The sequence below is a fragment of the Pseudosulfitobacter sp. DSM 107133 genome (assembly GCF_022788695.1).
In the GTDB taxonomy this organism is placed as follows: Bacteria; Pseudomonadota; Alphaproteobacteria; order Rhodobacterales; family Rhodobacteraceae; genus Pseudosulfitobacter.
The window spans coordinates 2,603,716-2,630,713 of record NZ_CP085154.1 but is presented as its reverse complement, the minus strand read 5'-3'; the positions used below and the strand labels follow the sequence as shown (position 1 = coordinate 2,630,713).

The window sequence follows — 26,998 nt, the reverse complement described above, 5'->3', positions numbered from 1 at the left end:
GTCTCGGCTCAGGTCTTGGCAAACATTTCTCTCGCGCGTTCGCGCAGGGCGAATTTTTGAATCTTGCCGGTTGAAGTTCTGGGGATGGTCGTGACGACAAAGGTTCCCGGAACTTTGTAGGCCGCCAGCCTGTCGCGGCACCAACTGCGCAGTGCGTCCGTGTCGATCTCGTGGCCCAAAGCCGGCTCGATAAAGGCGCAGGGTGTTTCGCCCCATTTTTCATGGGGCACGGCAACAACAGCTGCAATTTCTATCGAAGGGTAGCTGTAGAGTACTTCTTCCACCTCGATGGACGAAATGTTCTCGCCGCCTGAAATGATAATGTCCTTCGAGCGGTCCTTGAGCTGGATATAGCCATCCGGATACACAACGCCTAGGTCGCCGGAGTGGAACCAGCCGCCTGCAAAGGCCTCTTGCGTGGCCACAGGGTTGCGGAAATAGCCCTTCATCACGACATTTCCGCGGAACATGACCTCGCCCATGCTCTTGCCATCACGCGGCACGGGCAGCATGGATTCAGGGTCCAGCACATCAAGCCCCTCGAGCGGCAGATAGCGGACCCCTTGGCGGGATTTGAGGCGCGCTTGTTCGTCACCGGGCAGGGATGACCAGCTTTCGTGCCAGTCGTTCACAACCGCAGGCCCGTAGGTTTCTGTCAGCCCGTACAGGTGGGTTACGTCGAAGCCTGCCGTTTTCATGTCGGCCAGCAGCTTTTCAGGTGGCGGCGCGGCAGCGGTGAAGAATTGCACGGTGTGATCCAGCGCGCGCTGCACCTCTGCGGGTGCAGAAATAAGGAGCGACATGACAATTGGCGCACCGCACAGATGCGTCACCTTGTGGTCGGACAATGCGCTCCAGATTGGCTCGGCGCGGACCTGACGCAGGCAAACATGCGTGCCGATGATGGCCGAAAGTGTCCACGGAAAGCACCAGCCGTTGCAGTGAAACATCGGCAGCGTCCACAGGTAGACGGCGTGTTTGCGCATTGAGGTCGTGAGCGCGTTGCCCTGCGCCAAGAGATAGGCGCCGCGGTGGTGCGAGACGACGCCTTTCGGGTCGCCCGTCGTGCCGGAGGTGTAGTTGATCGAAATTGCGTCCCATTCGTCCTCGGGCATGAGCCAAGCGAAAGCAGGGTCGCCCTGTGCAAGAAAGGTCTCGTAACCGGTCCCGTCAAACGCAGCCCCTGGGCCGTCATATTCGGGATCGTCAACCTGGATCACCAGCGGGGCGACATTGGCCAGGGCCAGCGCCTCTCGCATAAGCGGCATGAACTCGGAGTCAACGATGACGACCCTGGACATCGCATGATCAAGCTGAAAGGCGATGATCGCCGCATCAAGCCGCGTGTTGATCGAATGCAGAACCCCCCCGCACATGGGCACGCCATAGTGGCATTCCAGCATGGCCGATGTGTTGGGCAGCAGGGCCGAGACAGTGTCACCCCGCCCGATACCGCGTTGCGCCAGTGCCGAGGCCAGTTGCCTTGAGCGCGCATAGAACCCGGCGTAGCTGCGGCGCATCGGGCCATGGATGATCGCCGTATGATCCGGGAACACCGAGGCCGCGCGCTCGAGAAAGGTGAGCGGCGTCAGCGGCTGGTGGTTTGCCGGGTTGCGGTCCAGACCGGTGTTGTAGGGGTTCATGTTCATCTCTCAGGCATCCTGCCATTGGGGCGCGCGCTTTTCGATGAACGCGCCGATCCCTTCGCGCGCATCATGCGCCATCATGTTGCCAACCATCACCGCAGAGGCATATTCATAAGCCTCGGACAGCGGCATCTCGCGCTGTGCGTAATAGGCGCGCTTGCCCGTGGCCAGTGTCATGCTGGATTTGGAGGCGATCTTGCGGGCCATTTCCATTGTGGTGTCTTGCAGGGCGTCCTCGGTGGCCACGCGGTTGACCAATCCGATCTCGGCGGCGCGGGCGGCATGGGTCATGTCGCCGGTCATTAGCAACTCCATCGCGTGTTTGTGTGACACGTTGCGCGACAGGGCGACCATCGGGGTCGAACAGAAGAGACCGATATGAACTCCCGGAGTGCTGAATTGCGCGCGGTCTGATGCGATGGCCAGATCGCAGCTTGCCACCAGCTGGCAGCCTGCCGCTGTGGCGATGCCTGCGACTTCGGCAATCACCGGCTTCGGGCAGTTGACGATTGCTTGCATCACGCCCGAACACATGGCCATGACCTTGGCGAAATAGGCGTTGCCGCCATCGGGCGCCGCGCGTCCTGCGGTCATTTCTTTCAGGTCATGGCCCGCACTGAACGCCGGACCGTTGGCGGCCAGAATGATCACGCGCACGGACGGATCATCGCCGGCCTGTGCAAAGGCGGTGCCAAGGGCGGCCAGCATCGCCTCTGACAATGCGTTGCGCCGTTTCACGTCATTGAGCGTAAGGCGCAGAATGCCGTCTTCGCCCAGGTCTTGCAGCAGAATATCGGTGGATTGCATGGTAGGGCTCCTGACGCCGGCCTAACGGATGTTGATCTCGACACTGTCCGCAAGGGTGTTGGCAATAAAGCAGTAGCGGTGCGCGCGGTCCTGCATCTGTGCAAGCTGCGCGTCGGTTACGGAAAAGCCGGTGTCGAACCGCACCACAGGGTGCAAATCTATCCGCGTGACCGACATTTGCCCTTTGGGGTTCTTGCCGAGATGGGCCTCGGCATAGTCGTGATAGCTTGCGACGGGCCAGCCCGCCTTTGCCGCCAGCGCGAGGAAGGTCATCATATGGCAACTGGACAGCGCCGAGGCGAGGGCCTGTTCGGGGTTGGTATTTGCCGGATCGCCGCCCCAATCAGGGGCAGAGTCCACGGCGATGTCATACAACCTGTTCATTTGCACGGTATGGGCGTTTGAATAGGTGCCTGCCGCAAAAACAGGCTCGGCGCGCTGCCAATGCAGCTCGATGGAAAGATCGGACATGTCTGAAGTCTCTTATGAAGATGTGGCGCGCGGCGGCGCATGCACCCCGAGAAGTGTACGCGCCGCTTGTGATACAGGAAGCCTAGGCTGCCGCGATCTGCTTTTTCGGGTCGTAAAACGGGCGCTCGACGACAGTCGCCCTTGTCGGGCCGGACTTTGTCACAACCTCTACCTCGGCCCCCAGCACCGCCGCATCCGCCGCGACCATCGCCAGCGCGATGTTTTTCTCAAGGCGCGGCGAATAGACTGCCGATGTCACCTGACCAATCTCTGTCCCGCCCTGATTGATCGCCCAGAAAGTTGTGTTCGGGCCCGTCAGCGGATCACAGTCGATCACCAGACCGATTTGCTTGCGTTTCGGGCCTTCTTCCTTGATGCGGCGCAGCGCGGCCTTGCCGATGAAATCCGCCTCCATGTCGAGGTCCACAAGGCGATCAAAACCCAACTCGTAGGGGTTTGTGTGGATGTCCGCATCTGCGTGGTACGAGAGCATACCCCCTTCGATCCGCCGGATTGAAGATGTGTGACCAGGTTTCAGCCCGTGCTCCATACCCGCCGCCATGATCCGCTCCCAAAGCGCGTCGCCATGGCTGCCATCGCGCAGATAAAGCTCGTAGCCCAATTCGCTCGACCAGCCTGTGCGCGAGACGATCAGGGGAATACCATCCAGATCGACTTCGCGCAGCCAATAGTATTTCAGGTCCATGATGCTGTCACCGAACAGCTCTTGCATGATCAGGCCGGAATTCGGCCCCTGAAGCTGGAGCGGCGACACGTCGGGTTCGCAGATCTTCACATCCATGCCTGAATGCACGGCAACGCCCTGTGCCCAAAGCAGGATGTCGCTGTCGGCCAGCGAAATCCAGAAATGGTTCTCGGCCAGACGCAGCAGGATCGGATCATTCAGAATGCCGCCATCGGCATTTGTGATCAGAATGTATTTGCACTGGCCCACGGCCATCTTCGACAGATCGCGCGGCGTCAGCATCTGCACGAATTTGGCGGCATCCGGTCCGGTAATTTCAACCTGACGCTCAACGGCCACATCGCACAGGATCGCCTCGTTTACGAGGCTCCAGAAGTTCTGCTCTGGGTCGCCAAAATCGCGCGGGATATACATGTGATTGTAAACAGAAAAACCCTTGGCGCCCCAGCGCACCGTGGCATCGAAGTAGGGTGATTTGCGGATTTGTGTGCCAAAGCCGAAGTCGTCTGCTTGTGTCATATTTTCGCCCTCATAGCAGGTGGCCTGACGGGCCATCGAAGTGTTGAAACCTGAGGGTGATTTAGTCTGAAATCTTTCAGCGATGCGGTCTGATAACCTGCTTGGATTAGGCCGATCAGACCGTTTTTCAGGCCGCGCAAAGGCTGTTCGGACTTTGCGGGCTTTCAGTGGCTTTTTGCGATCAGTTTTGTCAGGTTGGGCTGGCTGGTTTTGACCTGCCGCGTCGTGATGTATGTCATATAGCGTTCGATCGCGAGGTCGGCCGAAAGCATCTCGTCCATGATCTCCTGAAACGCGGCGAGATTGGGCGTTACTATTTTCATCACATAGTCCATGCCACCACCGGTGGCGATGCAATCGGTCACCCCGTCAAGTTTGTGGATATGTGCCTCGAAGCGATCAAATTCTGATTTGCGATGCGACCCGAGAGACACTGTCACGATGACCTGTGTGAAGTCTATGATACGTTCCAACGCCAGTTCGGCATGATAACCGCGGATATAGCCTGCGGCTTTCAGCCGGTCGAGGCGCGCCCAGCACGGCGTGGGAGACAGGTTCACAAGCTCGGCCAGCCGCGTCTTGCTCAACTGCCCGTGCAGCTGCACAGCACTCAGGATACGAATGTCCATGGCATCGAGGCCCGTTTTTTTCATGCGCATGGTTCTTTCACTTGGTCGAAGGACCGGTTGACCGCGTTTTCTTGTGGAGGCGTTACCAATACAATAGCAGGAAAATATCATTATCCGGCTGTAGATTTTCCGACCAATTCCCCCTTGATCGCGCCAACAACGCGGTACCGCACATCGCGCCGCGCTGCGCGTGGATTTCTGCCATCCGGTCCTGTCATGGACCGGCGTCCTTGACGGGTGAAGAATACAGCGCCTGTATCAATCGCCCCAAACATTGCGCCAGCACAAACTCGGAGAATTTTACCTTCGTTAGAAGAGGCTGTGCCGAGTTCAAGGAGCCCTATCGCATGGCTGAATTTCTGACCAAATCGCGGGCGCGCAACATCTTTTATGGAGGCTCGATTTTCTTTGTCGCGGTCTTCATCGGGATGACCGTCCATTCTCATAAATACGTCGTCGAGGTCTCGACCGCTGGCATGCCGCTGAGCGAAGAGGTGATCCATGGCAAACATATCTGGGAGAAAAACTCCTGCATCAATTGCCACAGCCTGCACGGTGAAGGCGCATATTTTGCCCCCGAAGTCGGCAACGTGATGACCCGCTGGGGGGTGCAAGATGATCCCGAAGGCGCCTTCGAGATACTCAAGGGCTGGATCGAAGCGCAGCCCAGCGGCATCGAAGGCCGTCGCCAGATGCCCCGTTATGAGCTGACAGACGAGGACATCCGCGGCCTCGCGGAATTCCTTCGATGGGCGGATCAGACAGACACACAGGGCTGGCCGCCCAATGATGCCGGATAAGGAGGCGATAACTATGAAGTATCAATCACAAAGAGTTGCATACTGGTATTTTCTGGCGGCCATGGCGCTTTTCGCCATTCAGGTGCTGGGCGGTCTGCTGGCAGGCTGGATCTATGTCTCGCCTAATTTCCTGTCCGAGTTGCTGCCCTTCAATATCATCCGAATGATCCACACCAATGCGCTGATCGTCTGGCTGCTTCTTGGGTTCTTCGGCGCGGCCTATTTCCTGATACCCGAGGAATCGGAACGAGAGATCTGGTCGGTGAAGCTGGCGTATCTGCAACTGGTTATCCTGCTCGTCGGCACGCTCGGGGCTGTGGGGTCTTACCTTGTCGGCATCCATGGCGGGCGCGAGTTTCTTGAACAGCCGCTTTGGGTAAAATTCGGCATACTCTTGGCGGCGGTGATCTTCTTGCTGAACGTGTCCATGACAGTGCTTGCGGGCCGCAAGACCGCAATCACGGGGGTGTTGCTGACGGGCCTGTGGCTTTTGTCACTGCTTTGGATCTTTGCCTTTATCAACCCTGACAACCTGTCACTCGACAAGATGTATTGGTGGTTTGTGGTGCATCTCTGGGTCGAAGCGACATGGGAACTGGTCATGGCGGCGATTCTCGCTTTCCTGCTTCTCAAGCTCACTGGCGTGGACCGTGAGGTGGTCGAAAAGTGGCTCTATGTCATCGTGGCGACAGCGCTGTTTTCCGGTATCCTCGGCACCGGACACCATTTCTACTGGATCGGGCTGCCCGGCTATTGGCAGTGGGTCGGCTCCATATTCTCGACCTTTGAAGTGGTGCCTTTCTTCCTGATGATGTCCTTTGCCTTTGTCATGGTTTGGAAAGGCCGCAAGAACCATCCCAACAAGGCGGCACTTCTGTGGTCCTTGGGGTCGAGCACTGTCGCCTTCTTTGGCGCAGGTGTGTGGGGGTTCCTGCACACGTTGCACGGGGTCAACTTTTACAGCCACGGCACCCAGATCACAGCGGCGCACGGGCACCTGTCATTCTATGGCGCTTATGTGGCCATGAATCTGGCGATGTTCAGCTATGCGATGCCGATGCTGCGTCAGCGCGCGCCCTATAATCAGGTGCTCAATATGGTGTCCTTCTGGCTGATGACCGGTGGCATGGCCTTCATGACCTTCGTGCTGACCTTTGCCGGCACCATCCAGACCCATATGCAGCGTGTGGTCGGGGACTATTACATGGACGTGCAGGACAGCCTGTCGATCTTCTACCTGATGCGCTTTGGTGCGGGTTTCGCTGTGGTGATCGGCGCGCTGCTGTTCCTCTACGCGATGCTGGTGGTCCGTAAAGACGAAGTGATCGAGCCCGGCCCCGCAAACCCTGTTCCCGGAGAGTGATCATGAACATAGCCACAACACCAACCCTGCCGTTTTACCGCGAAACCGGTCGTGAATGCGCTTTGTTCGAAACGGCTCATGACAACGGTTTGCCCCTTCTTTTGAAGGGGCCGACCGGCTGCGGCAAGACCCGATTTGTCGAACATATGGCAGCAAAGCTGGGCAAGCCGCTTTACACAGTGGCCTGTCATGACGATCTGTCGGCGGCGGACCTGATTGGCCGCTATCTGCTCAAGGGCGGGGAAACCGTTTGGGTCGACGGGCCCTTGACCCGCGCCGTGCGCGAAGGCGGGATCTGCTATCTTGACGAGGTGGTGGAGGCGCGCAAGGACGTCATCGTGGTGTTGCACCCGCTGACCGACACCCGTCGCAGTCTGATGATCGACCGCACCGGCGAGGAACTGGCTGCGCCGCGGGGTTTCATGCTGGTGGCAAGCTACAACCCTGGCTACCAGAATGTGCTGAAACGGCTCAAGCCTTCGACGCGGCAACGCTTCCTGTCGATCTCTTTCGACTTTCCCGCGCCCGAGACTGAAATTGCCGTGGTTGCCCGGGAAAGCGGTTTGGAAACCGCCCGCGTTACGCCGCTGGTCCGTCTGGCAGGCACCATCCGCAAGCTGTCGGGCATGGATCTGGAGGAGGGTGTCTCGACCCGGCTGCTGATCTACGCGGCGACCTTGATGGCCGGCGGCATGGGGGTGGAACAGGCACTGGAAGCAGCCGTGGTCGAACCGCTCAGCGATGAGCCGGATGTTCAGCAATCGCTGCGCGATCTTGTCAGCACGATCTACGGATAGACACCATGCATCTGCTCGATTTCATGGACCCCGAGGAAGCCATAGGCAATCTCTGGCACGATCTGGCCACAGGGATCGGCGCTGATGTGGTCTTTCCCGAGGCGGCGGTTGCCTTGACTTCGGTGCGCCCCAGTCTTGCCATGCTTTTTCGTGCGCTTGGCGGGGCGCCGGGGGTTGAACTGGGCGAGGCGCCGGCGACGCCGATGCAGCACCGTCGGCCGTTGCGGCGCAAGCTCGGGGCAGGGCAGGAGCGTGAATGGGTTGCGTGCTTTGACGGAGAACGATTGAGCTTGCCGCCGGTGCTGGCTTTTTTCCCCGAAATCGCACTGAACCGGGCCGCATATTTCTGGCTGACGGCGCTGGCCGCGGTGGCGCAGCCTGGCGATCTGGAGTTGCCCGAAACCGGTCCTGCACGGGATCACGCACAGATCCGCGCCAATGTTGCCGCTGCCGGTGCGGCCTATGCGGCCTGTCCCGGCCTGCGCGACCTCTATCAGACCATGGCGCAGTTTTGTGCCGCCCAACGCCCCGAAGTGATCCGCCCAGCCGGGGAAGCGCGGATCGAGGCCATGATCCGCGACCAACTGACCGGGCTGGGGACCTTGACCCAAGTGCACCCTGAGCCGCGCGGCTACATGCCCTTTGCGCCGGTTCCAATCTGGTTGCGCTTTGGCACACCGGGTGCTGGCCGCGCCTGCGCCGCGGAATTGGCAGACCCCGAAGCGGCTCCGGCAGGTGCGGCCTATACGCAGCGCAAACTGGGCACGCGAAAGGATCACGAACAGAACGACCGCAAGGACAGTTTCATCATGCACCGGTTTGAATCGATCCTGTCATGGGTCGAGTCGATGAACATCAACCGAAGCGTCGATGATGACGACGACGAGAATGCCCAAAAAGCCGCCGACGATCAGAACGAGATCACCCTGACGAAGAACGAGCGCAAGGCCGCGACCCGCCTGCGGCTGCATCTGGACCTGTCGCCTGCGGATGCCGATCACGAGGCGCTGTCAGGTATCTTTACCTACCCCGAATGGAACCACAAATCGCGCAGCTACATGCCTGCCCACTGCCGCGTGTTGGAGGCTCCGGCGCGGCCACAAGGCCAACCCTTTGTGCCAGACGCGCGCCGCGTGCGCGACGTGCGCCGCCAGTTCGAGGCGCTGCGTCCGCGTCGTGTCGTGCAACCCCGTCAGGTGGACGGAGCCGAACTGGACCTTGATGCGCTGCTGAGAGCGCAGGCCGATCTGCGGGCCACGGGGCGCGGGTCGGATCGCATCTGGCAATCGGCACGGCAGGTCGAACGGGACATGTCCGTGGCCTTCCTGATCGACAATTCCCGATCAACCGAGGCTGCGATCGGCGATACCAGCGTGATCGACGTGGCGCGGCATACGATGGCGGCGCTTGCCTTCGGCATCGACGGGCTGGGTGACCGGCTGGGCATTTGGGGATTTTCGTCGCTGCGCCGGGATCGCGTGTTCCTGACCCGCTGCAAGGGGTTTGACGATTTGATGTCGCCGCAGATCAGCGCCAATATCGGTGCGCTGACGTCAGGGCACTATACACGTCTTGGCGCAGCGATCCGCCATGTTTCGGCGCAATTGGCCGAGGAACCCAGCGCGCGGCGGTTGCTGATCGTGCTGACCGATGGAAAACCCAATGATCTCGATCACTATGAAGGGCGGCATGGTATCGAGGACAGCCATATGGCGGTGCGCGAAGCGCGCAACGCGGGGCTGGCGTTGCACGGCATCATCATCGATGCAGACGGACAGGACTGGTTTGCGCGCATCTTCGGGCGGGGCGGCTTTACGCTTCTGCCCGACGGAAGAAGGCTGACCCTTGCGTTGCCCGACATTTACCGCACTTTGACACAGGAGACCTGACATGCGTTTTCTTCTTCCATACTTCAGCGCGCTCTGCGCATTCGCGTCTTCGGGCGCGGCCGAGCAATTCGACCGCCCGATCCCGCAGGCGCAATCGGCAACGGCAGAATTCTGGTATGCGCTGGCCTGCCTGTCGTTGATTGCGGCAATGATTGCGGTGCAATGGTTGGTGTCGCGGCGATGAAACAGACAGGGTGGGCCACATACAAGATTGCACTGGTGCTTTATCCCCTCGGGGCAGGAGCGGCTGCGGTGAATGTATTTTTTGCATCGCTGATCTTGAGCTGGTTCGACGTGCCCGTGCTGGGCACCGGATGGTCCCTTGTACTTGGCTGCGTGATCGGGGGGCCGGCCACATGGGTCTTTGCTCAACACATAAGACGTCTGATGGACCTTGCAGATAAGACGGAGACGGCATGAAGATTGATATGCGTTCAGAACAACCGGTGATTGATGCCAACGACCTTGGCCCGCTGCTGGGGATCGAACCCGGAGCGGTGCAGGACGGGATGCGGCGCGGCGAGATCACCAGCAAATATGAGATTGGTCAGGACGCGGACGCAGGGCGTTTTCGCCTGACATTCTTTTATCGTGGCATCCGCGTCAGGCTGACGTGCGCTGCGGACGGCACGGTGATCAGCCGGATCAGAACAATGGCGGAGCAAAGCTGATGGCACGCTCCTCCTCCGAGCAGATCCGCGCGTGGCGGGGGCCCGCGCTTTTTAGCTACGGGTTTCGCCCGTTCTTTCTGTTCGGCGCGGTCTGGGTGATACTTTCAATGTGCATCTGGCTGCTTGTTCTAAGCGGTCGGTACGTTTTGCCAAGCCGCTTCGACCCGCTGTCCTGGCACGCTCATGCGTTTCTCTTCGGCTATCTCGGCGCTGTGCTGGCGGGATTTTTGCTAACTTCTGTGCCAAACTGGACAGGGCGGTTGCCAATCGTCGGCTGGCGGCTTGCGGCGCTTTTTCTCCTCTGGTGTGCAGGGCGGGTGGCGGTGTTTTTCTCTGCCGGCTTGCCGGAAGCGTTCGCGCCAATTGTAGATCTGGCTTTTCCTGTGGTGCTGGGCGCGGTGATCCTGCGTGAAATCCTCTCCGGGCGAAACTGGCGAAACCTGATCGTGCTTGGGCTATTGGCCGTCTTTGCGCTGGCCAATGCGTTGTTCCATTTTGAAGCCATGCGCGCAGAGCTTGCGGCGCAGGGCACGGGGCTGCGGCTGGGGGTGGCCACAGCCGTCATGATGATCGCGGTGATTGGCGGGCGGATCATTCCGTCGTTTACACGCAACTGGCTGGTGCGGATGGAACGCCGCGCAAGACCCGCGCCACCGATGCAGGGTTTTGACCGCCTGACACTGCTGTTCAGTCTGTTGGTGCTGCTGCTTTGGGTGGTACGGCCTGCCCAGACCTACACCGGCGTCGCGCTTTGTTTGTTCGGTCTGTGCCATCTGGCGCGGCAGGTGCGTTGGCAGCCGCATCAGACATGGCGCGATCCTTTGGTCTGGGTCTTACATCTTTCCTATGCCTTCATTCCGGCAGGCGCGCTTGCCCTTGGCCTGACACAGCTTGCAGGAGGTGCCAATACGGCGGCAGCACAGCATCTGTGGATGAGCGGTGCGATCGGAGCCATGACATTGGCGGTGATGACCCGTGCAACCCTGGGGCACACAGGGCAGGCATTGCGCGCGGACGGGATGACCGTCGGAATATATCTGTGTATCGTCGGGGCAACACTGGCGCGTGGGCTGGTGCCGTTGTGGCCTGGGGCCACCAATGCGTCGGGGCTTTTGTGGCTGCTGGCCTTTGCGGGGTTTGTGCTGGCATACGGGCCAGCGCTTTGGCGCGCGAAAGCGGAGGCGTCGTCTTGAGCTGGCTTGGGTTTGCAACTGTCTTTGTACTGTTCTTCGCCACCCATTCGATTCCGGTGAGGCCCGGGGTGAAATCGGGCATCATCGACCGGATCGGCCCCCGTGGGTTTGGTATCGGTTACGCGCTGCTTTCCACGGCGATGCTCGGGTGTCTGATCTGGGCCGCGGGACAGGCGCCTTTTGTTTCTCTTTGGCCGCAGATGGTCTGGCAGCGACATGTGGTGCATCTGGGGATGCTGGGTGTCTGCCTAATCCTTGCCTTTGCCATTGCGCGGCCCAACCCCTTTTCTTTTGGCGGCGCCCGGAACGAGACCTTTGATTCCAAACGCGCCGGCATTGTGAGGCTGACGCGCCATCCGGTACTGCTGGCGCTGGCGCTTTGGGCGGGGCTGCATTTGCTGCCCAACGGAGACCTGGCGCATGTGCTGATGTTCGGGGTTCTGGGCTGCTTTGCCATCGCGGGCAGGGTGCTGGTCAACCGGCGCAAACGTCGCGAGATGGGGGCGGACCGGTGGCAAGCTCTCGACACCGCTGTGGCGCGCGCGCCTCTTTTTCACAGGCCGGCCTCGTGGACCGGTGTCATAGTGCGGCTGATCGCGGGATTGGTGGTGTTCGCCGGGTTGCTGGCATTGCACCCACTGGTGATCGGCGTGCCGGCCCTGTGAACTGCGCGGGCCTGACCCTAAGGGGGGCGTTGCCCCCCGGCCTATGGCCGTCCCCCGGGATATTTGGGGCCAAAAGAAGTGGGGGTTAAAGCCAAAGCGGAGCGGACCGAAATCTACAGGGGCCAGAGCCCCAAATATTCTTGTGGCACAAACAAAAAGGGACGACAGTGAAATGTCGCCCCATTCTGCGGTCGTAGCTGTATGGATCATTCGACCTTTTCAAAGAGATCGGCCATCCGGCTTTTTGCCTTGCCCTTATGCTTTACGGCGGCGGTTTCATCCAGATTGACCGGCTCTCCCGCCTGAATCAACGCGACCATCCCCATGGCGTAGTGCGGGGTGCACTTGACCCCGTAAAGTCCTTCGTTTTTGACAACCAACTCGAACTCTTCATTGAATTTGGTTTTGAAAGGCTCAACCCCGTCGGGAAGCATGCCCTTGATGTTTTCAACATTGTGCCCTTTGTCCGTCGGCACGAAATGGATCACGTCGCCCACTTCGGCTTTGATGTAAGCCGGTTCAAAGACCATCGCGCCCTCTTCGCCCTTGTTCAGCATTCTGACCTCGAAGGTCTCTGCATTGGCGCTTGCGGCTATTATTGCCAGCATTGCGCCTGCCATCAGTTTCTTGATCATCTTGAATTCCCTTCATCACGATCGCGTTGTTTCGTCTGATGCAGATATGGGCTATGTGTGGCGACCAAACGTTGAGCTTAAACAAACTCGCAGGACATTCGTGGCAAAACTTGATGAAAGCCTGCTTAGCGGCCTGCCGCCCTTCAGCCTTCTGGGCCGTGCGCAGATCCGTGAAATCCTTGATCAGGCCCGCACGCAACGTTTCGATGAAGGCGCGCAAGTGTTCTGTGAAGGAATGGACGCCACGCATTTCCATCTGCTGTTGGATGGCTATCTGCGCGTTGTGCGCACAACACCGGGAGGGGACCAGATCATTGTGCTGCATATCTCGCCCGGCCAGTTGTTCGGTATTGCGGCGGCGCTGCACCGCGATACCTATCCGGCGACGGCCGTCACCGCGGCTGAGTCGATCGTGCTGACCTGGCCCTCGCATCTTTGGGAGGGGTTCACGTCAAAATACGACGGCTTTGCCACGGAAACCTATAAGACACTGGGCCGGCGTCTCGGCCAAATTCAGGATACCATGACCGAGATCGCAACGCAGGCTGTCGAGCAAAGGGTGGCCGCCGCGATACTGCGCATGGTCAACCAAAGTGGCCGCAAGACGGATGCGGGCATTGAAGTCGGTTTTCCCGTCACCCGCCAAAATATTTCGGACATGACAGGCACGACGCTTCATACGGTCAGCCGGACACTCTCTGCATGGGAGAAGGACGGCATCGTGCGATCAACCCGCAAGCATATCGTCGTGACGGCGCCGCACCGGCTTGTACAGCTCTGCGGTCACTGACCGCTGCCTGCGGCAGCATCGACGCGTCGTTTCAGCTCTTCTCGAAATATGCGCTCATCCTGCCCATATCTGCAACAGGCATCGCCAAGCGTATAGAAGCGGGCGACCGGGCAGCCGGGACAGAGCATATGTTTTTCAAAGAACAGCGGTGCGGCTTCGGGCCAATGCTCAAACAGCATTGACAGCGGCAAATCCGGGTCATCCAAAACGGGGTCTCGCATGATGGTCTCCTGACGACCTGCCCATTTTGCACCTCAGGCCGCGTGCCATCTTTGCGCTCGCGCAATGAACCTGTATTTCCGCAGTGCCCGGAGGTGAACAAAGAGCGTTGCAGCCTTTCGGCTGGCTTACCGTGTGAAGTTTGCGCCTGCGCAACGTTCATCCCGCTTGACCGGGCTATTCACGTTTCAACAGCAATCCAGTCCGAAAAGGGGATGACAGATGTTGACACGACGCGCCGCATTGATGGGAGCCGCAGGCATGGCCGCGCTTCCAATTCTGGCGAAAACCGCCAGTGCTGAAGAAATCATGGACACTTCGATGGCTGAGCCGGTGGACCTGTCCAACCTCAAGCGGATCAAGCACAAGCTCGTGCGGCCACCGATGGTCCACGCGCATGATCAAACCGCCCCGGCGGAACCCCGTATCGTCGAGTTCGAATTGCAGATCGTCGAGAAGGAAGTCGAAGTTGACAGCGGAGCCTATCTTCAGGCCATGACTTTTAACGGCTCGATCCCCGGTCCGCTGATGGTTGTCCACGAGGGCGATTATGTCGAATTGACGCTTTACAACTCGCCTGAAAACCTGATGCAGCACAACATTGACTTCCACGCGGCAACCGGTGCTTTGGGTGGTGGATCGCTGACTTTGGTGAACCCCGGCGAAAAGACGGTGCTGAGGTTCAAGGCAACCCGTCCCGGTACTTTTGTCTATCATTGTGCGCCAGGCGGCCCGATGATCCCCTGGCACGTTGTCTCTGGCATGTCGGGTGCGATCATGGTCCTGCCCCGTGACGGCCTGCGCGACCACGAAGGCAAGCCGGTATCCTATGACAAGATTTACTACATCGGCGAAAACGACTTTTACATCCCCAAGGATGAAGCGGGCGATTACAAACGTTTTGAAGATGTCGGGGAAAGCTATCCGGAAACGCTTGAAGTGATGAACGGGCTGATCCCGAGCCATGTCGTATTCAATGGCAAGGTCGGTTCCTTGACAGGCGACAATGCCTTGACCGCGAGCCAGGGGGAAAAGGTGCTGTTTGTGCACAGCCAGGCCAACCGTGACACCCGCCCGCACCTGATTGGCGGTCATGGTGATCTGGTCTGGGAACGTGGCAAGTTCAACAACCCGCCGGCGCGGGATCTGGAAACATGGTTCATCGCCGGAGGATCTGCCGGGGCGGCGCTCTATGAGTTCTTGCAGCCGGGGGTCTATGCCTATGTCAACCACAACCTGATCGAGGCGGTGAACCTGGGCGCCACTGCACATGTGGTCGTCAGCGGTGTCTGGAACAATGAGCTGATGGAACAGGTTCAGGCGCCGGTTGAATATGATGCAGCATATGAAGGGAAATCCGCTTTGCCGTGATCTGACGGGGTCGGGGCGGCCGATGAACGGGCGCCCTTTCTGCCTTTGGAAGGGAAAATCCAATGCCATCGATAGTTGCTTCTCTCACCGTACAGCGTGCTGGCCTGCTGGCGGCGACGGTTTTGCTTCTTGGCAGTCTTGCCTGGCTGCGAGACAGGCCGTCGTCTGTTTCCGACGTGCAAGTCGTTTCAGTTCCCGCGGGTGAAGTGAGAGTGCATCTTTTGGGGAGTTTCTCCAAAGATGACAAGACGATCGACCCACCCGGGCAAACGCTTCAGGTGCCTTCGTTTCAGATCATGAAGTATCAGGTTACACGCGGCCAATATTCGGAATGTGTGCAGATGGGCATCTGTGACGCGGTCACGACCGACGCGCGGACTGCTGGCGCTGCATTGCCACAAACTCAGGTCAGTTGGCGCGACGCGACACGCTATGCAGACTGGATGTCCGGTCAGACCGGGCAGCGCTGGCGGTTACCTTCAGTCGGAGAATGGCAAAGGGCCGCAGCGGAACGCTATCCAGAGCAAGCCGGTCGTGTGTCGGCAACTTTCACACAAGATCCCGGGGCACGCATGCTTGCGCAATATGAAAACGGAAAGATAGCGCGCGTAGATCGGGAGGCTGCCCTGCAACCTGTCGGCGCTTTGGGGGAGAATTCTTTGGGCATCGCGGATATGGCGGGTCATGTCTGGGAATGGACAGACGGCTGTTTTGCAAGGGGCGTGATACGCCCTGACGGCAGCCTCGAACGCAGTGCCGACTACTGCGGGGTGCGGATCGCTGCGGGTGCCCATCACGCCGCGGTTATTCACTTTGTGCGTGACGCCAGCGTTGGCGGCTGCGCAGTGGGCCTGCCGCCGGATCATCTGGGGTTCAGGCTTGTCCGTTCGTTCTGATACTTTGTGAATGCATCCGGCCCCAAGGGCAGCCTATCGACATGAATTGCGCCGAGCGACGATCCAGCACGACGCAACACTGCCAGGGTCCTGACCCTAGATCCCAGGGTTTGATGGTGTGATCCTTTCGTCGGGATGGAAGGAAACACTATGGGACAAGTTCGTCATGGCAGCGCTACGAACCAGAATTGGCTCTGCGCGGTTGAGCGCCTTTGCTCCGTCAGCCGTTTCGCCGAATTAGGCTGTTCTGGCCCTTTTATGCTATGCTTTGACCTCGGATTTTGTGAACGCAGGACAGGATTATGGACAAGCAAGGAGAAGACGCAGCCACAGGTCAGATTACCGCCGAGGCGGCCCGGATCTATGAGGCATTTTTTGTTCCCGCATTGTTTGGACAGTTCGCGCCCTGGCTGGTCGAGGCTGTGGGCGCAGGTCGCAGTGATCATGTGCTGGATGTGGCGACAGGTACGGGGGTCGTTGCGCGGGCGGCGCTGGAACAGGGCGCGCGCGTCACTGCCGTAGACATTAATGAAGGTATGCTGAGCGTCGCCAAAGATCTTGAGGCCAGGGTAACCTACCAGCTAGCGTCATCCGAAGCACTGCCCTTTGATGACAACGTTTTTGATGTTGTGACCTGCCAATTTGCGTTGATGTTCTTTGAGGATCGCGTGAAGGCACTGCGCGAGATGAAACGTGTCTGCCGCCCGGGCGGGCATGTCGCGGTTTCGGTCTTTGCGCCCTGGCGGGACTCTCCGGGGTATTGCGATCTCATTCCGCTTCTTGGTGATATCATGGGCCCCGAGGCGGCAGAGGCGCTCAAAGCCCCGTTTTGCCTTGGTGCCGCAGGAACTCTCGAAGAATTGCTGATGCAGGCGGGGGCGGCTGACGCGAAAGTGATACGCAAAACCGGGCTGGTCCGTCATAGCTCTCTGGATGGATGGCTCGATACCGAGATTGGCGGCTGGACCCTTGCCTCCGAGGCGCCCCCCCAGATCATGCAGGCCCTGAAAGCTGCCGCAGCAGACAGGCTTGGCAAGTATCGCAATGCCGACGGAACGGTGTCTTTCGATGCGCCTGCAATTTTTGCAATCGCTTAGGGTCTAGACCCTGGACCCTAGACTTACTCCTGTATCGCTTCGAGGTAGTCGAGCAGATTTGCGAAATCCGTCTCCAACACCTCTCCATCTGCGCCCCCATTCGGGTACACATGGCGCAGTCCGACCATGGAAAAATCGGGCATCGGAGACGCAGGGTCGTCTTTCTCAAGGCGGCCCATGATGAACCGCCGGACGAACTCCCGTGGGAAATACCCGTCGTTACGTTGCTTGAGCCCTGTCAAATCCGGCGGCACTGCCCCCACAGCGGATAATGTCGAACCCGCGCCCTCAGCACGCGCGCCATGGCAGGCAGCGCATTCTTTTGCATATATCAGCCGGCCTTTGCGAACGGCATCATTCCCCGTGATGGACCCTGCGCTACAAGCTGACAGAAGAGCGCTGGATATGCCGGCGATGGCTGTTAGGCGCAGTCGCATCATGTAAGCCCCTTTGTTTGTTGCTGATCGTCATTCTGCACTGCCTTGCCTGAAGGCCGTGCTTTGAATTGGTCCATGTCAACGCATCTGATTGAAAAGAAGCAGGACTATCCAGATTGCGCAACATCAGGCCTGGTTAGTGACACAGCAGGACAGGCTGGTCGCGTTGTGCGATCAGAGTGCGGGTGGTGCCTCCAAAGACCGTTTCGCGCAAACGCGAATGATCATAGGCCCCCATAACGATGAGGTCTGCTCCGATTTCTTTGGCCTGATTGATAATAGCCGTTCCGGTTTCCTGCCCACCGCGTGGATACTGCTGTAGTGAAACGGTGCATCCATGATGGTTCAGCCAGGCAGCCACGTCCGAGCCGGGATTTTCGCCGTCTTGCGAAGGCGTTGATATCGGATCAAAAAGGGCGATTGTGACCTCTTGCGCTGTGCGCAGGACCGGGAGAGCCACACGGAGCGCATGTGTTGCAGGCATACCCGCTTTCCAGGCCACAAAGACCGACCGGGGTTGCAGTGTTTCAACGGCGTTCAATGCGTTCAGCATGACCGCAGCCGAGGAGTCGAAAAGAGCGGCGTGAACGATATCGCTGAACAACCGATCATCCGCGCGCAGATCATTGCCGATAATGATGGTGTCACAGGTTAGGCCGACACGGGCCACAGCGGTCCGCAGGCCCGAGGCATCTCCGAATACGGTGCGCACTTCGGCGCTTACGCCCTGGTCGGCCAGATATTGCGAGATTTTGGCACGTTGCGCTTCCAGAGCGGCGTTTGCGTTATCGACATCGGCCTGCCAGCCGTCGGGCAATGAATAGGTGCTGATCTCGCCCATGCCCATGGAAAATACCGGGACGGGGGGGAGGGCGCACAACAAAAAGACGATCAGATGCATGTTGTTTTCAAGGGCCGTCTGGCTCAAGGATTGCAGATCTGCGGGCCGGGCGTCTATTCCGAGAATAACTGAGACTGTTGCATTTTTCATTGCGGTGCTCCTTTGCGCGCTGCGATCAGTATGGCCTGCCAAAGAAACGGCGCATTGATTTGGATCAATTTCTGATACCGGGGGGGCGAGCCCGGGGGATGTGTTGCAATGTTGACGTTGCCATCAAAAGGCTGCGGCCCACCCTAGCCGATGTCCGTTTCGGAGACCCGGCACCGTTGCGCGGTATCTGTTCACGTCTTTGGTCTATTCGGACGGAGCGAGCCGACAGATCGCAGCGTGCCGGCTCAGGAAAACCTCTCCGGTCAGCTCGTCCAGAAAGTGGCTGCGTTGCAGGCGGTCCATCACGGGCCCTTTCACCTCGCTCAGATGCAGGCGGATGTCCTGGATCGAGTCCCAAAGCGCGTTGGTATCGCCCACCGGAAAGTCCGAACGCGAGGTGCCGGCGTCCGGCTGCATCAACGTGTCATGCACGAAAGCCGCATCACCGCAGACATAGGTGACCGACCCCAGCGTGTGCCCCGGCGACAGCATGACTTTTGCATCCAGGCTGACGATCTTGAAGGTTTCGCCCTCTTCGAACAGGTGGTCAAGATCGCGGTTCGGGTCAAATGCGTCAGGCAGATTGTAGAGGTCGGCCCAGATATTGGTGATCTGCGGCACCAGCGCCCCGATGGCGTTCGGTGCGCCCTTGCGGTACCTTTAGATGTGCCGAGGCCATGACATGATCTGCATGGGGGTGCGTGTCGAGCACCCATTCAACGCTCAAGCCCTGATCCTTCGCGATGTCCAGAAGCTGATCCATGCTTTCGGTCGAAAAGCGATAGGTCTTGGGATCGAAGTTCCAGACCACATCAATCAGCGCGGCCTTTTTGGTTGCTGGGTCCGCGCAAATGTACTGGATTGACCCTGTGTCAGGTTCATAGATGCCGCAGACATCAGGGCTGTTGGCGCCGGGCCGGGGCAAAAGCCGCCCAGCCCCCAACCGACGCCAAAGATCGTCGCACCGGCCAGCAGCTTCGGGTCCGGATCACGGCTTGAGGGCAGGTGGAAAGTGGTCTCGAAATAGGGGGTATGCCGGTTTCAGAACAGCCAGGCAAAGCCCGGCGCAGTCACCGCGACGGCCCCGCCCATAACAAAGGCAAGGCTTGGGCCCCAAGTGCCAAAAACATCAAGGAAGTTCAGCACTTTGGCCGGGTTTGACATGCCCGAGACAATCAGTCCGAGGCCAGCAACCACAGCGGAGCTGGCAGCAGCAGCCCCAACACAAACAACGCCGAGACGCCGCGCGCCTCACCATCGCTGTTGCGTGCGAAAAGTCCTGAGGTCAGCCCGCCGATTTTCCTGACAGCGGCGTTCAGATAAGCGGGATTGCCGTCAGCACGACGTCGTCCAGTCCGGCCCCGCCGGTGGCTGCATAGTCCTGCAACTGCGTGCGCATGCGCGGTTCCCAGAAATCGCAGATATGCGCGGCGACCCTTGCGGGGGCATCTGCGTCGGGTTGGGTCTTGAAAAAGGTGGCGATCTGGTTCGCCATACGGATCATTTTGTCAGGCGACATGGGTGGCCTCGTCGGAAATGCGGTGGGGATGGGAATACAGATCGAACCCGCCGCCCCGTGCAAAGGCGGCAAGGGTGATGCCGACAGTGTCGGCCAGTCGCACGGCGGCACCTGTGGGGGCAGAGACGGCGATCAGAACGGACATGTTGGCAAGGGCGCATTTCTGGACCAGCTCGACCGACAGGCGCGAGGTCATGACAGCGGCCCCGGACGCGGGGTCGATGCCCTGACGCACCAGCGCGCCAATCAACTTGTCCAGCGCATTGTGGCGGCCTACGTCCTCGCGGGCGAGGGTCACGCCGGTGCCGGGCAGGACGAATCCCGCTGCATGGGTGGCGTGGGTCAGATCGTGCAGCTGCTGGTGGGTGCGCAGGCATTCGGTGGCCTGCGCCACGTCCTTGGGGGGCAGCTGTAGATCAGAGGTGACAGGCGGCACCGTGCGCAGTGCCTGTTCCAGGCTGTCGATACCACACAATCCGCAGCCAACCGGCCCCGCCATGTTGCGCCGCCGCGTGCTCAGCGCTTCGGCGCGGTCGGCACGCAGCCAGAACCGCGCCTCGATACCGCGCCCGTGTTCGACAATCTCGAACTCTTCGATCTGGGCCGGATCGGTGACGATGCCCTCGGTCAGGGCAAAGCCGTGGGCGAAATCCGTCAGATCGGCGGGCGTGGCCATCATCACCGCCTGCGTGGTGCCGTTGAAGACCAGCGCGACGGGCACTTCTTCGGGCAGGGCGCGATGGATGGCGCGCGTGCCTTCGGCGCGGTGCGCCCGGCCTGCGGTGCTGATATGTGCGCGCATGGTCACTCTGCCGCAGGCAGGATGCGCCGGGCCTGTGCGGCCTGAGCGGCATAGTCCTCTTGCCAGTCGGTCGGGCCGTTCGAGGGCGAGATCTGCACCGCTGTCACCTTGTATTCAGGGCAGTTCGTGGCCCAGTCGGAATAATCGGTGGTGATCACATTGGCCTGTGTGTCGGGGTGGTGGAAGGTGGTGTAAACCACGCCGGGGCTGACGCGATCGGTGATGCGCGCGCGCAGGGCCGTTTCGCCCGCACGGCTGGCCAGCCGGACCCAGTCGCCGTCTTTCAGGCCACGGTTTTCGGCGTCATGGGGGTGAATTTCCAACAGATCCTCTTCGTGCCAGACGGTGTTTTCGGTGCGCCGTGTCTGCGCGCCGACGTTATATTGCGACAGGATGCGCCCGGTGGTCAGCAGCAAGGGAAAGCGCGGGCCGGTCTTTTCATCGGTGGCAACATATTCGGTGACAATGAACCGCCCCTTGCCGCGCACGAATGTATCGACATGCATCAAAGGCGTGCCTTCGGGGTGTGCCTCGTTGCAGGGCCATTGCACCGAGCCTTTGGCTTCCAGCAGTGCATAGTCGACGCCGGCGAAGCTGGGGGTGGTGGCGGCGATTTCATCCATGATCTGGCTGGGGTGGGTATAGGACCAGCCCGCGCCCATGGCATTTGCCAAAAGCTGCGTCACCTCCCAGTCGGCATAGCCATTCTTGGGTGCCATCACCTTGCGCACGCGGTTGATGCGCCGTTCGGCGTTGGTAAAGGTGCCGTCCTTTTCCAGAAAGGTCGAGCCGGGCAGGAAGACATGGGCATAGTTCGCCGTCTCGTTCAGGAACAGATCATGCACGATGACACATTCCATCGCCGCCAGACCCGCAGCGACGTGTTTTGTGTCGGGGTCCGATTGCAGGATGTCTTCGCCCTGACAATACAGCCCCTTGAACGTGCCATCCACGGCGGCGTCCAGCATGTTGGGGATGCGCAGGCCCGGTTCGGGGTCAATTTCGACACCCCAGACCTGTTTGAACAGATCGCGCGCCTCGGGGGTTTTGACGTGGCGGTAGCCGGGCAATTCGTGCGGAAACGAGCCCATGTCGCAGGACCCCTGCACGTTGTTCTGGCCACGCAGCGGGTTCACGCCCACGCCTTTGCGGCCAATATTGCCGGTCAGCATGGCAAGGTTTGCGATGGACATGACTGTGGTCGAGCCTTGGGAATGTTCGGTGACACCCAGCCCGTAATAGATCGCGCCGTTGCCGCCCGTGGCGAACAGCCGTGCCGCGGCGCGCAAGTCGGCGGCGGGTACGCCTGTCAGCATCTCGTTTGCCTCGGGGCTGTGGCGGGCATCGCTGACGAATGCGGCATAGGTCTGGAATTCGTCCCAGTCGCAGCGTTCCCGAATAAAGGTCTCGTCCATCAGGCCTTCTGTGACGATCACATGCGACAGGGCAGTGACCACGGCGACGTTGGTGCCGGGCCGCAAGGGCAGGTGATGGGCGGCGGCAACGTGGGGCGATTTCACCAGATCAATGCGGCGCGGGTCGATTACAATCAGCCTGGCCCCGGCCCGCAGGCGCTTTTTCAGGCGGCTGGCAAAGACCGGGTGGCCGTCTGTGGGGTTCGCTCCGATGACGATCACAACATCGCTGTGTTCGACGGAATCGAAATCCTGCGTACCGGCAGAGGCGCCGAATGTCTGGTTCAAGCCATAGCCGGTGGGCGAATGGCACACGCGGGCGCAGGTGTCGGTGTTGTTGTTGCCAAAGACCGCGCGGGTCAGTTTTTGCACCAGATAGGTTTCTTCGTTGGTGCAGCGGCTGGAGGTGATCACACCGATGGATTTCTGGCCGTATTTTTCCTGCAAACCGCGCATCCGGTTGGCGGTGAAGCTAAGCGCTTCGTCCCATGACACTTCGCGCCACGGCTGGTCGATGCTGTCGCGGATCATCGGGTTCAGGATGCGGTCGCGGTGGTTGGCATAGCCATAGGCAAAGCGTCCCTTGACGCAGCTGTGACCGCGGTTTGCCTTGCCGTGTTTATAGGGCACCATCCGCACCAGCTGGTCGCCCTGCATCTCGGCCTTGAACGAACAACCCACTCCGCAATAGGCGCAGGTTGTCACGACCGACCGGTCGGGCGTGCCCATCTCGATAATGCTTTTCTCTTGCAATGTGGCGGTGGGGCAAGCCTGAACGCAGGCCCCGCAAGACACACAGTCCGAGGCCAGCGCGGTGTCGGATTTGGCCCCGAATGACACCCGGCTGTCAAAGCCACGCCCCTCGATCGTCAGCGCGAATGTGCCCTGCACCTCTTCGCAGGCGCGCACGCAGCGGTTGCACACGATGCATTTCGCGGGGTCATAGGTGAAATAGGGGTTGCTGTCGTCCTTGGGCAGCCATTCGGGGTTGGCTTCGCCACTTGTGTTGCGCACCTCGAAATGGTTGGCCAGTGCGGTGCCTTCGGGCGCTTTGTAACGCACGTCGCGCAGTCCCACGGCACCCGCCATATCCTGCAGTTCGCAGTCTCCGTTGGCCGAACAGGTCAGGCAATCCAGCGGGTGATCCGAGATATACAGCTCCATCACGCCTTTGCGGATCTTGCGCACCTTTGCCGATTGTGTGTCTACAACCATGCCCGCGCTGACGGGGGTGGTACAGGACGCTGGCGTGCCGCGCCGACCTTCGATCTCGACGGCGCACAGGCGGCAGGAGCCAAAGGCCTCAAGGTTGTCAGAGGCGCACAGTTTGGGCACCGAAATGCCGATCTCGGCCGCCGCACGCATCACGCTGGTGCCTTCGGGCACCGTGACGTCGAAGCCGTCGATTGTCAGCGTGACGGGCGCGCCTTTGCGGGCCGGTGTGCCCATGTCCTTGTCGGCGGGGATGATGAAATCTTTCATTCTGCGGCCTCTTTGGAGCGGGAGAATTCGGCGGGAAAATGGGTAACGGCGGACATCACCGGCAGGGGCGTGAGGCCGCCCAGAGCGCACAGCGATCCGTCCTGCATGGTTTCGCAAAGATCGCTCAGCAGCGGCAGCGCGTCGGCGTCCCCCTGTGCAATCCGGTCGATGGTTTCGACACCGCGCACCGCGCCGATACGGCAGGGGGTGCATTTGCCACAGCTTTCGACAGCGCAGAATTCCATCGCAAAGCGGGCCATGCCCAGCATATCGGCGGTGTCGTCAAAAACGGTCAGGCCGGCGTGGCCAAGCAGACCGCCGTTGGCATCCAGTTCTTCGTAGCCCATGGGGGCTGCGAATTTCGACACCGGCAAATAGGCCCCCAAAGGCCCGCCGATCTGCACGGCCTTGACCGGACGGCCCGATGCGGTGCCGCCCCCCAGATCGTTCACCACGTCGCCCAGGCTGATCCCGAATGCCGTTTCAAACAGGCCGCCACGCGCCACATTGCCGGCAATTTGCAAGGTTACCGTGCCGCGTGACCGGCCCATGCCGAAATCGGCATAAGACTGCGCGCCGCGCTCAAAGATCACCGGCACGGTGGCCAGGCTGATGACGTTGTTCACCACGGTCGGACGGCCAAGGAATCCTTCGAGCGCGGGCAGGGGCGGTTTGGCCCGCACCACGCCGCGCCTGCCTTCCAGCGAGTTCAGCAGCGAGGTTTCCTCGCCACAGACATAAGCTCCGGCACCGACACGAATTTCCATGTCAAAGCCTTGCCCTGATCCAAGCACGTCGCTGCCCAGCACGTTCTGTTCACGGGCGATGTCGACGGCGCGGCGCATGACCTTGATCGCGTCGGGATATTCCGAGCGCAGATAGACATAGCCCCGCGTCGCACCGACACCCAGCCCCGCGATGGCCATGCCTTCGATCAGGGTAAAGGGGTCGCCCTCCATGATCATCCGGTCTGCGAATGTGCCGCTGTCGCCCTCATCAGCGTTGCACACGATGTATTTCTGCGCAGCATCGGCATCGTGTACGGTCTGCCACTTGATCCCGGTGGGAAAGCCTGCGCCGCCCCGGCCACGCAGGCCCGAAGTCTTGATTTCATCCACGATCTGCTGGCCGCTCATATCCAGCGCCCGCCGCAGGCCCGCCAAACCGCCGTGGGCCTGATAGTCGGCCAGCGACAGCGGGTCGATCACACCGACGCGGGCAAAGGTCAGGCGGGTCTGGCGTTTCATCCAGTCAAGATCGTCAACGGGTCCAAGCGCCTTGGCGCTGCTGCCATCCAGGATCGCGGCCACATCTTCGGGCTCTGCGGGGCCATAGCCATGGCGCACGCCGTCAATCTCGACCTCGACCAGCGGTTCCAGCCAGATCATGCCGCGCGTACCCGTGCGCACGATCTGCGCATCGGGGGCGGCGGCGCGCAGGGCGGCGACGACATCTTCGGCCCCCAGTGCCTTGGCGGCGCTGTCCATAGGAACATAGATTTTCATGCGCCTGCCTCCGCCAGAACCTTGTCCAGTTTGGCCGTTGTCAGCCGCCCGATCACGCGGTCGTCGACCATCGCGGCGGGCGCGCAGGCGCACAGGCCAAGGCAATAGACCGGTTCGATGGTCACCGCACCATTGGCAGTCGTGCCGTGCCAGTCCAGCCCAAGCTTGGCCAATGTCGCATCGGCCAGCATCGCGCCGCCGACCGACTGGCAGGCCTCGGCGCGGCAGATCTTCAGCACATGCCGACCGGCGGGCTTGTCACGGAAATCATGGTAAAAGCTGATGACGCCGTGCAGTTCGGCGCGTGAAATGTTCAACGCATCGCAGATTGGTGCACGGGCTTCGGCGGGGATGCAGCCAAAGCTGTCCTGAAGGGCGTGCAGCAGCGGCAGCAAGGGCCCTTCAAGGTGGGTATGCGCGTTGACGATCCTTGCGATGTCTTCGATGGCGGCGGCGGATTGGGCCATGGCTGTCGTACTCCCGTTTTGCATGCAATGGCACACCAATGCAGGAGCAGATCAATAACGGTGTTCCGTAGGGTGATCGGGGTTTCCGATCAACCGGTGCGCGGCAGTTTGTGCGCCTGCGCCAGAAAGGCAGACAGGATCGGCGTACGCGGGTCGCGGTGGGGCAGGATCAGGCCGACCTTTTGTTTCTCGGGCTTGCCTTCCAGCGGGATCAGGGCCAGATCCTTGCCGCCCGCCAGAAACTGGGCGATGTCTTTTGGCAGTACTGTCATGCAATGACCCGAGGCCACGCTGGACACCAGGGCGATGATCGAATTCGCCTCGATGCAGGTCGTGGGGACAACGCCGGCCCCGGCAAAGAGGTGATCTATGATCCGGCGGTTCTGCATGTCGGGCGTCAACAGCGCCAGCGGTTGACCTTTCAGCTCGGACCACGCGATGCTGGTCTTTTGGGCGAATGGCGCGGAACCGGCGCACACCAGGATATAGCTTTCATCGTAGAGTTCGACGGTATCAACGCGGCCCAGCGGTTCGTTTTCAAGATAGGAAATGCCGGCGTCGGCCTCGAATTCTTCGAGCATTTGCAGGATTTCGCGCGAGTTGCGCGACAGGATTGTAAAGCGGACATTGGGGTGGAGTGCGGCAAAGGCGGTGCAAAGCCGCCCGGCCCAGGTTTGCGCGGTGGGGATCACCGCCAGACGAATCTCGCCCGAGAACCCCTTGCGACCGGTTTGCATTTCTTCGCGCAACTGGCGGGCGTCTCGGGTGATCCGCCTGGCCCAGACCAGCGCTGTCTGGCCTTCGGGTGTCAACCCGCCAAAGCGCGATCCACGGTACACCAGTTGCACGCCAAGCTGGTCTTCAAGCTGCTTTATTCCCCCCGAAAGGGTCGGCTGCGCGATATTCAAACGTTCGGCGGCACGGCCAAAGTGACCTTCCTTGGCGAGGGCGATGAACATTTCCAACTTGTCGAGCATGATCGGTCATTCCTATTGGAATGTTGGTTTCTAATTACATATCCATAAATTGACAAGAAGGCGCCCCATGGCAGTTGCCTCTTCCAACGCTCATGTGCCGGCAGCGGGCTGCATCTCGGGCATGTCATGGTGTGATGTCCCAAAGAGGTCAGGGGGTCGATCCAGCATTGCTGTGGGGGGATCATTGCGCGTGCCGCGCCTATCTGGCGCTCTTCATTCGGTGTTTATTTTCATGCGCT

Annotated in this window: 28 protein-coding genes and 2 pseudogenes; 13 read left to right on the top strand and 17 right to left on the bottom strand. The window is 60.2% G+C overall.

Annotated elements, in window-relative coordinates:
• Positions 1–8: 8 nt before the first annotated feature.
• From DSM107133_RS12930 to DSM107133_RS12910, 5 genes are all read right to left on the bottom strand, one after another.
• Entirely contained in the window at positions 9–1,649 is a 1,641-nt protein-coding gene (locus tag DSM107133_RS12930; protein WP_114292159.1) for an acyl-CoA synthetase, read from the bottom strand.
• Between the two features lie 3 nt (positions 1,650–1,652).
• Complete coding sequence (locus DSM107133_RS12925; protein ID WP_114292160.1) at positions 1,653–2,453, bottom strand: enoyl-CoA hydratase; 801 nt, start codon at positions 2,451–2,453, stop codon at positions 1,653–1,655.
• A gap of 21 nt (positions 2,454–2,474) precedes the next feature.
• Complete coding sequence (locus tag DSM107133_RS12920) at positions 2,475–2,924, bottom strand: OsmC family protein (protein WP_114292161.1); 450 nt, start codon at positions 2,922–2,924, stop codon at positions 2,475–2,477.
• Between the two features lie 82 nt (positions 2,925–3,006).
• Positions 3,007–4,149: a glycine cleavage T C-terminal barrel domain-containing protein gene (locus DSM107133_RS12915; RefSeq protein ID WP_114292260.1), complete on the bottom strand. Its 1,143-nt coding sequence runs from the start codon at positions 4,147–4,149 to the stop codon at positions 3,007–3,009.
• A gap of 164 nt (positions 4,150–4,313) precedes the next feature.
• Positions 4,314–4,802, bottom strand: a complete 489-nt coding sequence (locus DSM107133_RS12910) for an Lrp/AsnC family transcriptional regulator (protein WP_114292162.1) — start codon at positions 4,800–4,802, stop codon at positions 4,314–4,316.
• 323 nt (positions 4,803–5,125) lie between these two features.
• On the opposite strand from DSM107133_RS12910, the gene DSM107133_RS12905 reads away from it, so the two are divergent.
• Genes DSM107133_RS12905 through DSM107133_RS12865 form a run of 9 tightly spaced genes read left to right on the top strand, consistent with a single transcriptional unit; the run spans position 5,126 to position 12,156 of the window.
• Positions 5,126–5,578, top strand: coding sequence for a cytochrome c (locus DSM107133_RS12905; RefSeq protein WP_114292163.1), 453 nt, complete (start codon positions 5,126–5,128; stop codon positions 5,576–5,578).
• Between the two features lie 13 nt (positions 5,579–5,591).
• The gene (locus tag DSM107133_RS12900; protein WP_114292164.1) at positions 5,592–6,941 is read left to right on the top strand and encodes a cbb3-type cytochrome c oxidase subunit I; all 1,350 of its coding nucleotides are present in this window, start codon (positions 5,592–5,594) and stop codon (positions 6,939–6,941) included.
• Positions 6,942–6,943: 2 nt separating this feature from the next.
• Positions 6,944–7,738, top strand: coding sequence for a CbbQ/NirQ/NorQ/GpvN family protein (locus tag DSM107133_RS12895; RefSeq protein WP_114292165.1), 795 nt, complete (start codon positions 6,944–6,946; stop codon positions 7,736–7,738).
• A 5-nt stretch (positions 7,739–7,743) separates the two neighbouring features.
• Complete coding sequence (locus tag DSM107133_RS12890; RefSeq protein WP_114292166.1) at positions 7,744–9,627, top strand: VWA domain-containing protein; 1,884 nt, start codon at positions 7,744–7,746, stop codon at positions 9,625–9,627.
• A gap of 1 nt (position 9,628) precedes the next feature.
• A complete protein-coding gene (locus tag DSM107133_RS12885; RefSeq protein ID WP_114292167.1) occupies positions 9,629–9,811 on the top strand; it encodes a protein NnrT in 183 nt (60 codons plus the stop codon).
• On the top strand, positions 9,808–10,047 hold the full coding sequence (locus tag DSM107133_RS12880) for an NnrT protein (protein WP_114292261.1): 240 nt from the start codon (positions 9,808–9,810) through the stop codon (positions 10,045–10,047). The genes DSM107133_RS12885 and DSM107133_RS12880 overlap by 4 nt, the downstream gene beginning before the upstream one ends.
• Positions 10,044–10,298, top strand: coding sequence for a DUF6522 family protein (locus tag DSM107133_RS12875; protein WP_114292168.1), 255 nt, complete (start codon positions 10,044–10,046; stop codon positions 10,296–10,298). Before DSM107133_RS12880 ends, DSM107133_RS12875 begins: the two co-directional genes overlap by 4 nt.
• Entirely contained in the window at positions 10,298–11,491 is a 1,194-nt protein-coding gene (locus tag DSM107133_RS12870) for an NnrS family protein (RefSeq protein ID WP_114292169.1), read from the top strand. Before DSM107133_RS12875 ends, DSM107133_RS12870 begins: the two co-directional genes overlap by 1 nt.
• Positions 11,461–12,156 (top strand): NnrU family protein, encoded by a 696-nt coding sequence (locus DSM107133_RS12865; protein WP_243253556.1) that lies wholly within the window; start codon positions 11,461–11,463, stop codon positions 12,154–12,156. Before DSM107133_RS12870 ends, DSM107133_RS12865 begins: the two co-directional genes overlap by 31 nt.
• 206 nt (positions 12,157–12,362) lie before the next feature.
• On the opposite strand, the gene DSM107133_RS12860 is transcribed toward DSM107133_RS12865, so the two are convergent.
• Positions 12,363–12,791, bottom strand: coding sequence for a pseudoazurin (locus DSM107133_RS12860; RefSeq protein WP_114292171.1), 429 nt, complete (start codon positions 12,789–12,791; stop codon positions 12,363–12,365).
• A gap of 100 nt (positions 12,792–12,891) precedes the next feature.
• On the opposite strand from DSM107133_RS12860, the gene DSM107133_RS12855 reads away from it, so the two are divergent.
• On the top strand, positions 12,892–13,581 hold the full coding sequence (locus DSM107133_RS12855; RefSeq protein WP_114292172.1) for a Crp/Fnr family transcriptional regulator: 690 nt from the start codon (positions 12,892–12,894) through the stop codon (positions 13,579–13,581).
• Here DSM107133_RS12855 and DSM107133_RS12850 read toward each other — a convergent pair.
• Positions 13,575–13,802, bottom strand: a complete 228-nt coding sequence (locus tag DSM107133_RS12850) for a hypothetical protein (RefSeq protein ID WP_114292173.1) — start codon at positions 13,800–13,802, stop codon at positions 13,575–13,577. The two genes, DSM107133_RS12855 and DSM107133_RS12850, sit on opposite strands and share 7 nt — an antisense overlap.
• Before the next feature lie 220 nt (positions 13,803–14,022).
• On the opposite strand from DSM107133_RS12850, the gene nirK reads away from it, so the two are divergent.
• The 3 genes from nirK to DSM107133_RS12835 all read left to right on the top strand — a co-directional run bounded on the left by nirK (position 14,023) and on the right by DSM107133_RS12835 (position 17,164).
• Positions 14,023–15,171, top strand: a complete 1,149-nt coding sequence (gene nirK / locus DSM107133_RS12845; RefSeq protein WP_114292174.1) for a copper-containing nitrite reductase — start codon at positions 14,023–14,025, stop codon at positions 15,169–15,171.
• 176 nt (positions 15,172–15,347) lie between these two features.
• Entirely contained in the window at positions 15,348–16,067 is a 720-nt protein-coding gene (locus tag DSM107133_RS12840) for an SUMF1/EgtB/PvdO family nonheme iron enzyme (protein WP_243253594.1), read from the top strand.
• Positions 16,068–16,369: 302 nt separating this feature from the next.
• Positions 16,370–17,164, top strand: a complete 795-nt coding sequence (locus DSM107133_RS12835) for a methyltransferase domain-containing protein (protein ID WP_114292176.1) — start codon at positions 16,370–16,372, stop codon at positions 17,162–17,164.
• A 23-nt stretch (positions 17,165–17,187) separates the two neighbouring features.
• On the opposite strand, the gene DSM107133_RS12830 is transcribed toward DSM107133_RS12835, so the two are convergent.
• The 10 genes and pseudogenes from DSM107133_RS12830 to DSM107133_RS12785 all read right to left on the bottom strand — a co-directional run bounded on the left by DSM107133_RS12830 (position 17,188) and on the right by DSM107133_RS12785 (position 26,759).
• Positions 17,188–17,604, bottom strand: a complete 417-nt coding sequence (locus tag DSM107133_RS12830) for a cytochrome c (protein ID WP_240310408.1) — start codon at positions 17,602–17,604, stop codon at positions 17,188–17,190.
• 133 nt (positions 17,605–17,737) lie between these two features.
• A complete protein-coding gene (locus DSM107133_RS12825; protein ID WP_114292177.1) occupies positions 17,738–18,592 on the bottom strand; it encodes a universal stress protein in 855 nt (284 codons plus the stop codon).
• A 336-nt stretch (positions 18,593–18,928) separates the two neighbouring features.
• Positions 18,929–19,517, bottom strand: a pseudogene (locus tag DSM107133_RS12820) (MBL fold metallo-hydrolase); the annotation flags it as partial.
• A pseudogene (locus DSM107133_RS12815) lies at positions 19,409–19,756 on the bottom strand (DUF6691 family protein). The pseudogenes DSM107133_RS12820 and DSM107133_RS12815, both read right to left, overlap by 109 nt.
• Positions 19,757–19,907: 151 nt before the next feature.
• Positions 19,908–20,111, bottom strand: coding sequence for a formate dehydrogenase subunit delta (locus tag DSM107133_RS12810; RefSeq protein WP_114292178.1), 204 nt, complete (start codon positions 20,109–20,111; stop codon positions 19,908–19,910).
• Complete coding sequence (fdhD, locus tag DSM107133_RS12805; protein ID WP_114292179.1) at positions 20,101–20,913, bottom strand: formate dehydrogenase accessory sulfurtransferase FdhD; 813 nt, start codon at positions 20,911–20,913, stop codon at positions 20,101–20,103. The genes DSM107133_RS12810 and fdhD overlap by 11 nt, the downstream gene beginning before the upstream one ends.
• Before the next feature lie 2 nt (positions 20,914–20,915).
• Positions 20,916–23,810: a formate dehydrogenase subunit alpha gene (gene fdhF, locus DSM107133_RS12800; RefSeq protein ID WP_114292180.1), complete on the bottom strand. Its 2,895-nt coding sequence runs from the start codon at positions 23,808–23,810 to the stop codon at positions 20,916–20,918.
• On the bottom strand, positions 23,807–25,315 hold the full coding sequence (locus DSM107133_RS12795; protein WP_114292181.1) for an NADH-ubiquinone oxidoreductase-F iron-sulfur binding region domain-containing protein: 1,509 nt from the start codon (positions 25,313–25,315) through the stop codon (positions 23,807–23,809). Before DSM107133_RS12795 ends, fdhF begins: the two co-directional genes overlap by 4 nt.
• Positions 25,312–25,782 (bottom strand): formate dehydrogenase subunit gamma, encoded by a 471-nt coding sequence (locus tag DSM107133_RS12790; protein WP_205387758.1) that lies wholly within the window; start codon positions 25,780–25,782, stop codon positions 25,312–25,314. Before DSM107133_RS12790 ends, DSM107133_RS12795 begins: the two co-directional genes overlap by 4 nt.
• Positions 25,783–25,871: 89 nt before the next feature.
• Positions 25,872–26,759, bottom strand: coding sequence for a LysR family transcriptional regulator (locus DSM107133_RS12785; RefSeq protein WP_114292183.1), 888 nt, complete (start codon positions 26,757–26,759; stop codon positions 25,872–25,874).
• Positions 26,760–26,998: the final 239 nt, after the last annotated feature.

Coding starts and splice junctions, on each gene's coding strand:
- DSM107133_RS12930 (WP_114292159.1), bottom strand. CDS start 1,649: ATGAACATGAACCCCTACAACACCGGTCTGGACCGCAACCCGGCAAAC.
- DSM107133_RS12925 (WP_114292160.1), bottom strand. CDS start 2,453: ATGCAATCCACCGATATTCTGCTGCAAGACCTGGGCGAAGACGGCATT.
- DSM107133_RS12920 (WP_114292161.1), bottom strand. CDS start 2,924: ATGTCCGATCTTTCCATCGAGCTGCATTGGCAGCGCGCCGAGCCTGTT.
- DSM107133_RS12915 (WP_114292260.1), bottom strand. CDS start 4,149: ATGACACAAGCAGACGACTTCGGCTTTGGCACACAAATCCGCAAATCA.
- DSM107133_RS12910 (WP_114292162.1), bottom strand. CDS start 4,802: ATGAAAAAAACGGGCCTCGATGCCATGGACATTCGTATCCTGAGTGCT.
- DSM107133_RS12905 (WP_114292163.1), top strand. CDS start 5,126: ATGGCTGAATTTCTGACCAAATCGCGGGCGCGCAACATCTTTTATGGA.
- DSM107133_RS12900 (WP_114292164.1), top strand. CDS start 5,592: ATGAAGTATCAATCACAAAGAGTTGCATACTGGTATTTTCTGGCGGCC.
- DSM107133_RS12895 (WP_114292165.1), top strand. CDS start 6,944: ATGAACATAGCCACAACACCAACCCTGCCGTTTTACCGCGAAACCGGT.
- DSM107133_RS12890 (WP_114292166.1), top strand. CDS start 7,744: ATGCATCTGCTCGATTTCATGGACCCCGAGGAAGCCATAGGCAATCTC.
- DSM107133_RS12885 (WP_114292167.1), top strand. CDS start 9,629: ATGCGTTTTCTTCTTCCATACTTCAGCGCGCTCTGCGCATTCGCGTCT.
- DSM107133_RS12880 (WP_114292261.1), top strand. CDS start 9,808: ATGAAACAGACAGGGTGGGCCACATACAAGATTGCACTGGTGCTTTAT.
- DSM107133_RS12875 (WP_114292168.1), top strand. CDS start 10,044: ATGAAGATTGATATGCGTTCAGAACAACCGGTGATTGATGCCAACGAC.
- DSM107133_RS12870 (WP_114292169.1), top strand. CDS start 10,298: ATGGCACGCTCCTCCTCCGAGCAGATCCGCGCGTGGCGGGGGCCCGCG.
- DSM107133_RS12860 (WP_114292171.1), bottom strand. CDS start 12,791: ATGATCAAGAAACTGATGGCAGGCGCAATGCTGGCAATAATAGCCGCA.
- DSM107133_RS12850 (WP_114292173.1), bottom strand. CDS start 13,802: ATGCGAGACCCCGTTTTGGATGACCCGGATTTGCCGCTGTCAATGCTG.
- nirK (WP_114292174.1), top strand. CDS start 14,023: ATGTTGACACGACGCGCCGCATTGATGGGAGCCGCAGGCATGGCCGCG.
- DSM107133_RS12835 (WP_114292176.1), top strand. CDS start 16,370: ATGGACAAGCAAGGAGAAGACGCAGCCACAGGTCAGATTACCGCCGAG.
- DSM107133_RS12830 (WP_240310408.1), bottom strand. CDS start 17,604: ATGATGCGACTGCGCCTAACAGCCATCGCCGGCATATCCAGCGCTCTT.
- DSM107133_RS12825 (WP_114292177.1), bottom strand. CDS start 18,592: ATGAAAAATGCAACAGTCTCAGTTATTCTCGGAATAGACGCCCGGCCC.
- DSM107133_RS12810 (WP_114292178.1), bottom strand. CDS start 20,111: ATGTCGCCTGACAAAATGATCCGTATGGCGAACCAGATCGCCACCTTT.
- fdhD (WP_114292179.1), bottom strand. CDS start 20,913: ATGCGCGCACATATCAGCACCGCAGGCCGGGCGCACCGCGCCGAAGGC.
- fdhF (WP_114292180.1), bottom strand. CDS start 23,810: ATGAAAGATTTCATCATCCCCGCCGACAAGGACATGGGCACACCGGCC.
- DSM107133_RS12795 (WP_114292181.1), bottom strand. CDS start 25,315: ATGAAAATCTATGTTCCTATGGACAGCGCCGCCAAGGCACTGGGGGCC.
- DSM107133_RS12790 (WP_205387758.1), bottom strand. CDS start 25,782: ATGGCCCAATCCGCCGCCGCCATCGAAGACATCGCAAGGATCGTCAAC.
- DSM107133_RS12785 (WP_114292183.1), bottom strand. CDS start 26,759: ATGCTCGACAAGTTGGAAATGTTCATCGCCCTCGCCAAGGAAGGTCAC.